Source organism: Alphaproteobacteria bacterium (assembly GCA_015231795.1).
In the GTDB taxonomy this organism is placed as follows: Bacteria; Pseudomonadota; Alphaproteobacteria; order Rhodospirillales; family WMHbin7; genus WMHbin7.
The window spans coordinates 325,825-335,662 of record JADGAX010000001.1; the positions used below are offsets into that span (position 1 = coordinate 325,825).

Annotated in this window: 10 protein-coding genes; 5 read left to right on the plus strand and 5 right to left on the minus strand. The window is 58.3% G+C overall.

Going from position 1 to position 9,838, the window contains the following annotated elements:
* Positions 1–211: 211 nt before the first annotated feature.
* Positions 212–2,398, plus strand: a complete 2,187-nt coding sequence (locus HQL44_01530; protein MBF0267248.1) for a radical SAM protein — start codon at positions 212–214, stop codon at positions 2,396–2,398.
* Between the two features lie 107 nt (positions 2,399–2,505).
* Here the strand turns inward: HQL44_01530 and HQL44_01535 are convergent, their stop codons facing one another.
* Positions 2,506–3,888, minus strand: coding sequence for a DUF2330 domain-containing protein (locus HQL44_01535; protein MBF0267249.1), 1,383 nt, complete (start codon positions 3,886–3,888; stop codon positions 2,506–2,508).
* Positions 3,882–4,712: an RnfABCDGE type electron transport complex subunit D gene (locus HQL44_01540; GenBank protein ID MBF0267250.1), complete on the minus strand. Its 831-nt coding sequence runs from the start codon at positions 4,710–4,712 to the stop codon at positions 3,882–3,884. Before HQL44_01540 ends, HQL44_01535 begins: the two co-directional genes overlap by 7 nt.
* A gap of 250 nt (positions 4,713–4,962) precedes the next feature.
* On the opposite strand from HQL44_01540, the gene HQL44_01545 reads away from it, so the two are divergent.
* The 3 genes from HQL44_01545 to HQL44_01555 are packed head-to-tail and all read left to right on the plus strand — an operon-like array spanning position 4,963 to position 6,438.
* Positions 4,963–5,433, plus strand: a complete 471-nt coding sequence (locus HQL44_01545) for a DsrE/DsrF/DrsH-like family protein (GenBank protein MBF0267251.1) — start codon at positions 4,963–4,965, stop codon at positions 5,431–5,433.
* Positions 5,434–5,477: 44 nt separating this feature from the next.
* Positions 5,478–6,062 carry a DUF3365 domain-containing protein gene (locus HQL44_01550; protein ID MBF0267252.1) on the plus strand — a complete coding sequence of 195 codons (585 nt, stop codon included), beginning with the start codon at positions 5,478–5,480 and terminating at the stop codon, positions 6,060–6,062.
* 46 nt (positions 6,063–6,108) lie between these two features.
* On the plus strand, positions 6,109–6,438 hold the full coding sequence (locus HQL44_01555) for a ribbon-helix-helix domain-containing protein (GenBank protein ID MBF0267253.1): 330 nt from the start codon (positions 6,109–6,111) through the stop codon (positions 6,436–6,438).
* A gap of 5 nt (positions 6,439–6,443) precedes the next feature.
* Here HQL44_01555 and HQL44_01560 read toward each other — a convergent pair whose 3' ends face one another.
* The 3 genes from HQL44_01560 to HQL44_01570 are packed head-to-tail and all read right to left on the minus strand — an operon-like array spanning position 6,444 to position 9,132.
* Positions 6,444–6,920, minus strand: a complete 477-nt coding sequence (locus tag HQL44_01560) for a hypothetical protein (GenBank protein MBF0267254.1) — start codon at positions 6,918–6,920, stop codon at positions 6,444–6,446.
* Complete coding sequence (locus HQL44_01565) at positions 6,917–7,939, minus strand: glycosyltransferase family 1 protein (GenBank protein ID MBF0267255.1); 1,023 nt, start codon at positions 7,937–7,939, stop codon at positions 6,917–6,919. Before HQL44_01565 ends, HQL44_01560 begins: the two co-directional genes overlap by 4 nt.
* A gap of 11 nt (positions 7,940–7,950) precedes the next feature.
* Positions 7,951–9,132: an alanine--glyoxylate aminotransferase family protein gene (locus tag HQL44_01570; protein MBF0267256.1), complete on the minus strand. Its 1,182-nt coding sequence runs from the start codon at positions 9,130–9,132 to the stop codon at positions 7,951–7,953.
* Between the two features lie 136 nt (positions 9,133–9,268).
* Between HQL44_01570 and HQL44_01575 the strand changes: the two genes are divergently transcribed.
* Positions 9,269–9,703, plus strand: coding sequence for a response regulator (locus HQL44_01575; GenBank protein MBF0267257.1), 435 nt, complete (start codon positions 9,269–9,271; stop codon positions 9,701–9,703).
* Positions 9,704–9,838: the final 135 nt, after the last annotated feature.

Genomic DNA, 9,838 nt, shown 5'->3' on the forward strand with positions numbered 1-9,838 from the left:
CAGCATCCGGCAATATTTGGCACTCGCCCGCCGACTTGCGGCGTTGAAATCCTTGCGATGAAAAAGCGCTGCGTCATGGAGGAACTCCTGGCCGTGACCTTTCCTTGAATCTTGGCTTGCCAACAACCCTTAAACGAGTCACATACATAAACATTATCATAAGTAGAGGATTCGTAGAACGACAAGCGGAACGAGGGGGGAAGCAAAGACCATGACGCAGATAGAGTTTTCCAAATTCAAGCAAAACCTTCTTTGCATCGCTCCGCCCCCCTTTTCACCGACCGCACCACCGGCCGGAGCTGCCTATCTCCTTGGCTACTTGAAATCCAAGGGGTGTCACGATTTCGACTTTCTGGATTTACGCTTAGGCGTACCAGACTGCTATTCGCCCACTTACAGTTATACGGGGGCATATGCTGAAGCTTATGTGCACGATATTCCGGACCTGCCATTAGTACTCCAACTGATTAACGCCTTCGAGCGAGGTGAAAGTTTGGCGCCTCAGAAGAGCGGTTTGCTGGAACGCTTTTGTATCGAGCGGGGCATCTCTCTGCGCTATCTTCTGACCTATCTGAGTGGGCTTGATAAATTTTTCACCCGTGCCTTCGAACAATTGCCTGACATCAAATTCATTGGCTTTACGGTGTGGACCACGAATTACCTGGCCACACTTCTCGCGGCGGCCCATTTGAAGCGGCGACGCAAACCACCCTTCATCCTTGCTGGCGGCCCGCAAGTCACATTAAGCACTGCAAGCATGGAACTGGGCTTGCGCAGCAAGCTCTTCGACATGGTCGCAACCGGTGAAGGAGAGGAAACCTTATTGGAGGTATACTCGGCATTTGCGCGCGACGGACATGTCGCACCTGGCATACCGGGAACCATAGCAACCACGCCATCAGGGGAACTTTTGCGAACGCCTCGTCCTCTCTTGCGCCTTGGAGACCTGCCGACGCCGAGCTTCGCGGAAATGCACATAGACGCCTACCAGACGGACAACGACACACGCAGCATGCCATTGCAGTTTTCTCGCGGCTGCACAGACCAATGCAAGTTTTGCAACGAGTGGAAATTCTGGGAGAGGTATCGCACGGATTCCGCCGAGCACCTGGTCGGGCAAATCGAACAACTGAAACGCGACTATGGAGCAAATCACATCATTTTCATGGACTCGCTGTTGAACGGCGTTCCGAAGCGGCTGATAGAATTTTGTGAATTGCTGAAAAAGCGATCCGTGAAAATCGAATGGAGTTCATTCATGCGCGCCAACATGGATGCCAAGACGGCGAAACTGCTTAAGCAAGCTGGATGCAATAGCGTTTTCGTCGGTGTCGAGTCTTTTTCCGACGAGACGCTGGAGCTGATGCGCAAACGGCGAACCAGTGCCCACAATCTGCAGGCACTCGAGGCTTTTCTTGAGGCGGGAATTTGCGTTACCGCAGGTTTCGTCCCTGGATTTCCAGGCGACACACGATCCAGCTTCGTTGACAGTGCCTTGATCTTGCGGGATCTCAAAGAGAAATACCCCACCCTTTTCGACGTGCAGAATGAGGCTTTCGTCGTTCAGCCAGGCTCTCCCATATTCAGCAGGCTCGACGACATGGGTTTGTCCGGCAAATACTGGGCCGAGGACTATCTGGATATTGCACCAGCTTACCGGGACATCACCCGCAACATCTTTTGCAGCGTGGAAGGCAACAATCAGGGGCTGGAGCGCGTCGGACGCCTCTCAACCTTGAGAACCCTCATTGACACGGAACAGGCCAGCGCGGGATTCGCTTTTGTTCGCGCCGAGGCAGAGACCATTTTGACCACCTGCTTTTCGTACACACATATTCTTGGCGGTTGGTCGATTGCCCGTCGGAAGTCTCAGTTTGGCCACATCTACAGCCTGATTGTGACACCGGACGAACAGGAGGAACTGGACAATCTTGGCTCGCGCCCAGACTGGGAACAAGCCCCCTGCGCCTCGAGACTACTGGCACGACTGGAGCGCTTGCACCTCGTCCCACCTTCACGCAACGGATTGCCTTTGGTTAAAGGCATTTATCGGCGCAAAACAGGAAGCAATTGTAAATACGCGGCATCGCCCTTTTTTGTCGCGCGCGCCATGGATTGGCGCCACAGAAACAAAGTGCTTATCGCGCACTCTCTCGCAGAACGGGTCCTGCAAAAGTCTGGAAAGATTGCGAGCCTGCTGCGATTCGTGTCAAAGCAGCCGCGCAGCGACGATCAATTGGTGCGTTATGCCCTGCGTCAAAACGTTTCCGGACAGACAAAAGTTCGTCCGCTGATTGAACAGCTCAAGGAAGAAGGCGTGATCGTGATCTGTGATGACGCTGAAGATCAATCCCTGAAGAGAGGCAGGGCTGCATCGCATCCGGCGGGCTCGGCTTAAGCCGCCTTCGGGCGGTTTTGGCGTTCGGGGCAACTTTCTGGGGCGTTGTCGCCACAGATGAGTTGCCCCGCCACCTTACCAAGCGGTTGTCTTCAAGCAGCTCCCACCTATTCGGTACCGAACAGACGGCGGAAAAAGGGGCCAACGCCCCCGGCCCGCTGCGAGGTGAAGGGCTGGCCGCCTTCCTCCATCTTGGATTTGATCTCTTCGGTCTTCCAGCCGGTCAGGTCGGCCAGGGTCTCGGCCTCGCGCCAATAGCGGTTGGTCAGGCCGTCGAAATAGTCGTCGCCAGCCTTGCAATTGGCCTCGCCGCGCCAGGGATGACGCAGCACGTAACGGCCCTGGAAATTCTGACGGTTGGGCGTCGCCTGCAGCATCAGGTCCTCGGGAAAATTCTTGGCGTCGTAACGCACATGCAGGCGCGTGACGTAAACGGTTTCGCCGCCGGAACGCATGCCGGTAAAGGGCGTGTCCTCGGCCCCGTCGATCCAGCGCGCTCCCAATTCGACCAGCTTCTTCTTGCTAAGGGGATCGGCGGCGCAAGGATCGCACCAGCCCATGTCCCAGGCATATTCCAAGAACACGGCCCGCATGTCGTTCTTTTGCACCTCGCGCTCGAACATCGCCTTATAGAAAGCGCCGAAGTCCTTCTTCACATAAAGCGGAACGCTCATGCCCGTGGGCAAGGCTGCGGTGCGGTAATTGGTGACTTCCACGCGCCCCTTGGGGCTAAGGACAAAGGCGATCAGATCCTGCGCGCCGGTGGCGTTCAACGTGCCCAAGCGAATTGGGATCATGAACTTTTCCGACTTGTAGCGCACCTGAAGCGGGCGCAGGAAGCCCTGCCCCATCAATTGCATGCGATCCAGATTCACCTTGGCTATGAAGAAGCGCATTTTCTGCTTGATGTAGCTGCCCAGCACGGCGTCAGCACCCTCTGGCATGCGATAGCCGTTGTCGGTCAGCCAATTGACTAGGCCGTCGCTTTCCTGGGCCGACAGGATCGAAACATCGTATTCACCGACATCGTAGGTGGCTTCGACGGTGACGCCCCGGTGGCGTTCCGCCATCATGACCGCCCTTGCGCCGGGCGCAACGGCGCCCGTCGGCGCCGAGGTCTTCATATCCATACGCTGAAGGCAGGGGTTGTCATCGTGATATTCGACCAGCCTGGGTGCCGAATAAGCGTCAAGATGTTCGATGCTGGCCATCTCGACCACGCCGATCTGCTTGCGCTCGATGAAGGTCGGCACCGGCGTCACGACGGCAAATTCCTTGGGATCGCCCTCGTAATCGCTGGCCATGGTGATGGCGATGTCGTGCTCCGTCGGCCCCAGGGCCTGATGCGCGATCACCACCTTGGACGACTTGTTGAACAGCTTGGCGTCGGCCTTGGCGACATAAAAGCCGCAAAAGGCTTGTGCCTGGCCCGCCGCAAGAAACGAGAATGCCGCCAGCAGAAAGGCTAGCTTAAATCGGGTCGTCAGCATGGCTGCAGGTCTCCTTTGGGTTTGGATGGCGTCCATTCGAAGCGTGACGCGGGCAACAGGCGGTCGAGAAGCGGAATGAAGGCCGAGGCCAGAATCAGGGCGGCGTACAAGGACGGGCGAAGATGAAATTTGAAAGCCAGGATATGGGCGATCACGGCAACCGAGGCCGCGAAGAGAAATCTTGCCAGACGCGCATCGGGCACCGTGCGCGGGTCTGAAATCATCAGGAAGGCGAACAGCAGCAGCGATCCGTTCTGCAACTGATTGATCGGAATGTCGATCGGATCGCCCAGCCACCAAGCGCGGCCCAGCAACAGCCCGGTATGGAAGACAAGATAGAACAGCGCGATGTCGGTGCGCTTCGAGGCATGCAACACCAGCATGGCCAGGAAGGTCAGCAAGGCGGCGAACCACAGGCTGGTTCCCCATTGGCCGGGCGACACCCAGGCGTGATCGGTGGCGAAGATCAGCACGGCGATGCCCAGGGCCGAGGGATTGAAGATATGCTTGTCATTCACCCGGATCAGGAATTTAGACGCCACGGCGATGCCGGCCGCCAGGGCATGCACCCAAAGCGCGTCGCCGCGCAGCAGCAGGGCCAAGGACAGCGAGGCGATCAGCGCCGAACGCCATTCCACTGTTTTCAGGCCGACCAGACGCGAACAAACGGCCTGGGTGGCAATCGCCGTTACCGCGCCAACCAGCGCCGCCAGCGGATCGGCGCCGAAATCGACCCCCAGCAGATTCACGGCCAGAAGAACGCACAGAATGGCGATCTGAAGATTCCTGGCATCGCCGACCACCCTGGCCATTTGCATGAGCATGCGGATTCCCCTTGAACGTATCTGGCGGCCAGTCCCCCTGCCGCCCAACTACCATCCGGAGGAAATCGGGCCAAAATATGACCATCATCCCCATGACCACCCGAAAGCCAAAAAACGAACTTTCACGGCAAGTTGTCGTCGGTCGTATCCATGTACTACCTGCTGGCTGGGGATTCGTCTAGCTTCGGCCATGAACATAAGCATTGGCTAATGGAGATATGACGTGACCGAGACGGCCCAGCCCAAGAAAATGACCATGATCGTGACCAAGGGGACCCTGGATTGGGCCTATCCGCCCTTCATCCTGGCCACCACGGCGGCCAGCCTGGGCCATCAGGTCAGCCTGTTCTTCACCTTCTACGGCATCACGCTTTTGAAGAAGGACGTCTCGAACCTGCAAATTTCGACGCTGGGCAATCCGGCCATGCAAATGCCGATGATGGGCATGCATATGACCATGCCCAATCTGATGAGCGCCCTGCCCGGCGTCGACGCCCTATGCAGCTCGATGATGAAAAGCCTGATCAAGAAGAAGGGCGTGGCCAGCATCGGCGAGTTGCGTGAAGCGGCCCAGGAGTTGGACATCCGCTTTATCGCCTGTCAAATGACGCTGGATCTGTTCGAATTCACCAAGGACGACCTGATCGACGGCGTCGAATATGCTGGCGCCGCCAGCTATATCGACATCGCGGCCGGAAGCGACATCAACCTGTTCATCTAAAAAAAAGACAGGCCAATCAAAATGAAACAAGGGAGGACACCAACATGTTCAAGAAAGGAATTCTCGTCGTCTGCACGCTGACACTGACCAGTCTGGCGCTGACCGGGCTGGCATTGCCAGCCCTGGCTCAGGATATGGACAGCCTGAAATCCGAGGCCGCCAAGACCACGGCGGGTTTCGGTGAAGCGCTGAAAGAAGAGTTGGTCAACGCCATGAGCGCCCAAGGCCCCGTGGCGGCCATCGGAGTCTGCAACGAAAAAGCGCCCGCCATCGCCAAAGCCAAGTCGCAAGATGGCTGGCAGGTGGGGCGCACCAGCCTTAAATTGCGCAACCAGAAGAACGCCCCGGATGCCTGGGAACAAGCGACGTTGGCCGAGTTCGAGGCCCGCAAGGCCAAGGGTGAGGCGCCCGACAAGCTGGCCAAGGCCGAGATCGTAACCGTGAACGGCCAGAAGAGCTTCCGTTTCATGAAGGCGATTCCCACAGCCCCCATGTGCCTGAATTGTCATGGAAAGGAACTGAAGCCCGAGGTCAGCGCCAAACTGGACGCGCTTTACCCCAACGACCACGCCCGCGGCTTTGCCGATGGCGATTTGCGCGGCGCCTTCACCCTATCCAAAAAACTGTGACGCGTATCGTTTGCGCCTGCAAGCGCGGAGAGGCATGATGACCTCCATGAGTTCATCGAAAACCTCTCCGCTGCTTGCTCCCAAGAACGTGACGCCGGAAAGTCCGCTCAGCCGCCTGTTCGCCTATTGCAATCCCGATCAGGTGCGCGAATTTTCACCAGAACGGCGCAGCTTGCGCATCGGCGGCCATTCCACCACCATACGCCTTGAACGGGCCTATTGGACGGTGCTGGAGGAAATGGCCCGCGAGGAAGACCTTCCCCTGCCCGCCCTGATCACGAAAATCGCCGATCACTGTCTGACCACCAATGACAAGAACCTGGCGTCTTGCCTGCGCGTGGTCTGTCTGAAATACATAAATATTTCAGCCGGTTAAACCAATCACCACTTCGGCACCTCGCGCTTTGGCTCTTGGTTGCGGCAGCGCTGGAAGACTTCGGAAAATCCGTCATAGACATGGCGGCGCACCATGGTGTCGCCCGCGATGGTGATGTCGTATTCTGGTTCGGTATGGGAGACCGTGTCTTCGCTGGTTTCGTTCAGTTTGAAGAAAACGCGGCTGGCCCCCAGATCGTATTTGTACAAGCCGCGCACAAGGCCGTAATTGTCGCGCCCTCCGGAGACGCCGCCCTTTTTCCAGCGGAATCCGCCATCCATGAAATCGAGCGTGCGCGCCGACTTGCTGGTGCAATCGCCCTTCTCGCCCCACATGCCGTCCAGATTCTTGGGCACGTCGCGGGTAAAGCCGCCAACCGGATCTGGTTCATAGCGATAGGCCAATTGCTTGGCGGACACCGCCAGGAAAACGCCCAACGCGACCAGGACAACGGCAAGGATGGCGGGGCGCTTGTCGGTCATGCGCACCGCCTGGCGGGAACCTGCTGAATAGGGGCCAGGAAGTCCAAGAACTGCTCGGCCACCCGGTCCCAGGAAAAGGTCAGGGCATGGGCGCGGCATCGTTGCGGGTCTATGGACAGGGCCTGTTTGGCTGCAAGGGCTAGGTCCCAATCCAGAATTCCGACCCCGGAATCGCCCAGCACATCGACCGGGCCGGTCACCGGAAAGGCCGCCACCGGCACGCCAGAAGCCAGGGCCTCCAGCATCACCAGCCCGAACGTATCGGTCAGGCTAGGGAATACGAACACGTCAGCCGATGCAAAATACATAGACAATTCAGCGTCTCCGTGCGCGATCCTAAAGTGCGCTTGCGGATAAATGCGCATCAAGCCTTTCCTGGCTGGCCCCGACCCCACCACCAGTTTCGACCCCGGCAGATCGAGTTCCAGAAAGGCTGGCAGATTTTTCTCCACCGTCACCCGCCCGACATACATGTGGATCGGGCGCGGCAAATCCAAGAAGTCCTTGGGCTGTGGGTGGAAGACCTGGGTATCCACCCCATGCGTCCATTCCCTTAAATGGACGAAGCCGCGCTGGGCCAGTTCGCGGTAAACCGAAGGCGACGGGCACAGCACGCCCGAGGAGGGCTGATGGAATTTCCTGACCGGCGCATAAAGCCAAGACAGCGGCAGGCCGGTGCGGGCCTGGATATATTCAGGGAATTTGGAATGATAGGCCGTGGTGAAGGGCCAGCCCCGCTTCAAGGCGAAGGCCCGCGCCGCCCAGCCCAAGGGGCCTTCGGTGAGCAGGTGCAGGGCTTCGGGGGCAAAATCGTCCAACTGTTTGCCAATGGCCCCGCCCGCGCCCAAGGCCAGACGAATTTCCGGATAGGTCGGGCATGGCAGGGTCGTAAACTGCCCAGGCTCGATCAGCAGAATCTCGTGTCCCAGGCGCTTTAGGCACTCGATCAGAGTGGACAGGACGCGCACCACGCCATTTTCCTGCGGGAACCAAGCGTCGGTCACGAAGGCGATGCGCATCTATCGCTTCCTTACAAAGCCGCCATGGCTGCAGGAACGGCAACGCCTGCGCGAATGGGGGCCTGCAGGGCCGTCAGTTCCGCCTCCAAGGCGCCCAGACACAATAGAACATTGTTGGCGGTGCAAGAGGCGCCCATCAGGCCGATCCGCCAAATCTTGCCCGCCAGCGGCCCCAACCCCGCCCCCAGTTCGATGCCGAAACGCTCGAGCATTCTCGCGCGCACCTTGGCTTCGTCGACGCCATCGGGAACCAGAACGGCGTTCAACTGCGGCAGGCGGCAGTTTTCGGCGGCCAGGAAGGACAGGCCCATGGCCTCAAGCCCGGCCCGCAACGCCAGATGCAAGCGCTTATGACGCGCCCACGAGGCTTCCAACCCTTCCTCAGCCAACATCAATAGCGCCTCGTGCAAACCGTAAAGCGCGTTAATGGGTGCCGTATGGTGATAAGCGCGCTTCGCCCCCGCCCCCCAATAGCCCATGACAAGGCTGAGATCCATGAACCAGCTTTGAACCTTGCGATTGCGGCTGCGGATGCGCTCGACGGCGTCGGGTCCGAACGTGACCGGGGATAGGCCCGGCATGCAAGACAGGCATTTCTGCGAGCCGGAATAAACCGCGTCGGCCCGCCATTCATCGACCTTGACCGGAATGCCGCCCAGCGAGGTGACGGCGTCAACGATGGAAAGCGCGTCATATTGTCTGGCCAGGGCGCACAGGGTCTTGGCGTCGCTTTCCACCCCGGTCGAGGTTTCGGCATGAACGAAGGCCAGCACACGCGCCTCGGGATGCGCCTTTAGGGCCTGCTCGACCTTGTCGGGATCGACCGGCTTGCCCCATTCCTCTTCGACCAGCACGCAGCCGGCCCCCGAGCGCTCGACATTCTCCTTCATTCTTTGGCCGAACACGCCGTTGACGGCCACGATGGCCGTATCGCCGGGTTCCAGCAGATTGACGAAACAAGTCTCCATGCCCGCCGAACCCGGGCCGGACACCGCCAGAGTCAGTTCGTTCTTCGTCATGAAGGCTTGTTGCAGCAGCCCCTTCACCTCGTCCATCAAGGTGATGAAGCTGGGATCGAGATGCCCAACCGTGGGGCGCGCCAAGGCCGACAAAACGCGCGGATGCACGTCGGACGGCCCCGGCCCCATCAGCACACGCCTGGGAGGATCAAAGGATTTCATGGAGCAGTTCATCGATAATCGTTCCTCTGCCAAACTATCGGGGTTAGGATAACCCGGCTTGGCCGTTTCGCAAACGCTTCCCACTTGATGGCCAAGCATAACACGGTCAAAATCATGCAAAATTCATAAAGTCGCGGGCTAAATATCCATGGTTTCCCTTCGAGCAGAAAAAATACCAGAATTCGCCAAATTGCGCGTGCTGATCGTTGACGACAACGATTACATCTTGAACCTGATCAAGATGGTGGTGACCGATCTAGGGGTCGCCGACAGCTTCTTCGCCAAGGACGCCATTGAGGCGATGAAAGTGCTGGAAGGGTCGGCGGCGGTGAATTTCGTCATCTGCGATTGGAACATGCCGGGCATCACCGGCCTTGAATTCCTGCGCAAGCTGCGCGCCGACGGCAACAAGATCCCCTTCGTCATGCTGACCGCCAGGGCCGATGAGGGATCAGTGGTGCAGGCCAAGGAGATTGGCGTCGACGCCTATCTGGTCAAGCCCTTCTCGCCCATCCAACTGGAAAAGAAGCTGCGCGTTCTGGTCGCCGACATGCCTGAACTGCAGCCGCCCGCCAAAAAATAGGCGTCCGCCCCAAGCCGCAATCTTTGAAATAGACTTTTGAATCAACTGGCTCGCCAAAGTTTCATCTTTCGGACATGTCTTTCTTGTTGCGCTGCACAAGAATCAGCTTATCCTAGTGATTAACAAGCAAGCGGC

Bases quoted from the DNA above. Each gene is read 5' to 3' on its own strand.
- HQL44_01530 (MBF0267248.1), top strand. From the start codon at position 212: ATGACGCAGATAGAGTTTTCCAAATTCAAGCAAAACCTTCTTTGCATC.
- HQL44_01535 (MBF0267249.1), bottom strand. From the start codon at position 3,888: ATGCTGACGACCCGATTTAAGCTAGCCTTTCTGCTGGCGGCATTCTCG.
- HQL44_01540 (MBF0267250.1), bottom strand. From the start codon at position 4,712: ATGCTCATGCAAATGGCCAGGGTGGTCGGCGATGCCAGGAATCTTCAG.
- HQL44_01545 (MBF0267251.1), top strand. From the start codon at position 4,963: ATGACCATGATCGTGACCAAGGGGACCCTGGATTGGGCCTATCCGCCC.
- HQL44_01550 (MBF0267252.1), top strand. From the start codon at position 5,478: ATGTTCAAGAAAGGAATTCTCGTCGTCTGCACGCTGACACTGACCAGT.
- HQL44_01555 (MBF0267253.1), top strand. From the start codon at position 6,109: ATGAGTTCATCGAAAACCTCTCCGCTGCTTGCTCCCAAGAACGTGACG.
- HQL44_01560 (MBF0267254.1), bottom strand. From the start codon at position 6,920: ATGACCGACAAGCGCCCCGCCATCCTTGCCGTTGTCCTGGTCGCGTTG.
- HQL44_01565 (MBF0267255.1), bottom strand. From the start codon at position 7,939: ATGCGCATCGCCTTCGTGACCGACGCTTGGTTCCCGCAGGAAAATGGC.
- HQL44_01570 (MBF0267256.1), bottom strand. From the start codon at position 9,132: ATGAACTGCTCCATGAAATCCTTTGATCCTCCCAGGCGTGTGCTGATG.
- HQL44_01575 (MBF0267257.1), top strand. From the start codon at position 9,269: ATGGTTTCCCTTCGAGCAGAAAAAATACCAGAATTCGCCAAATTGCGC.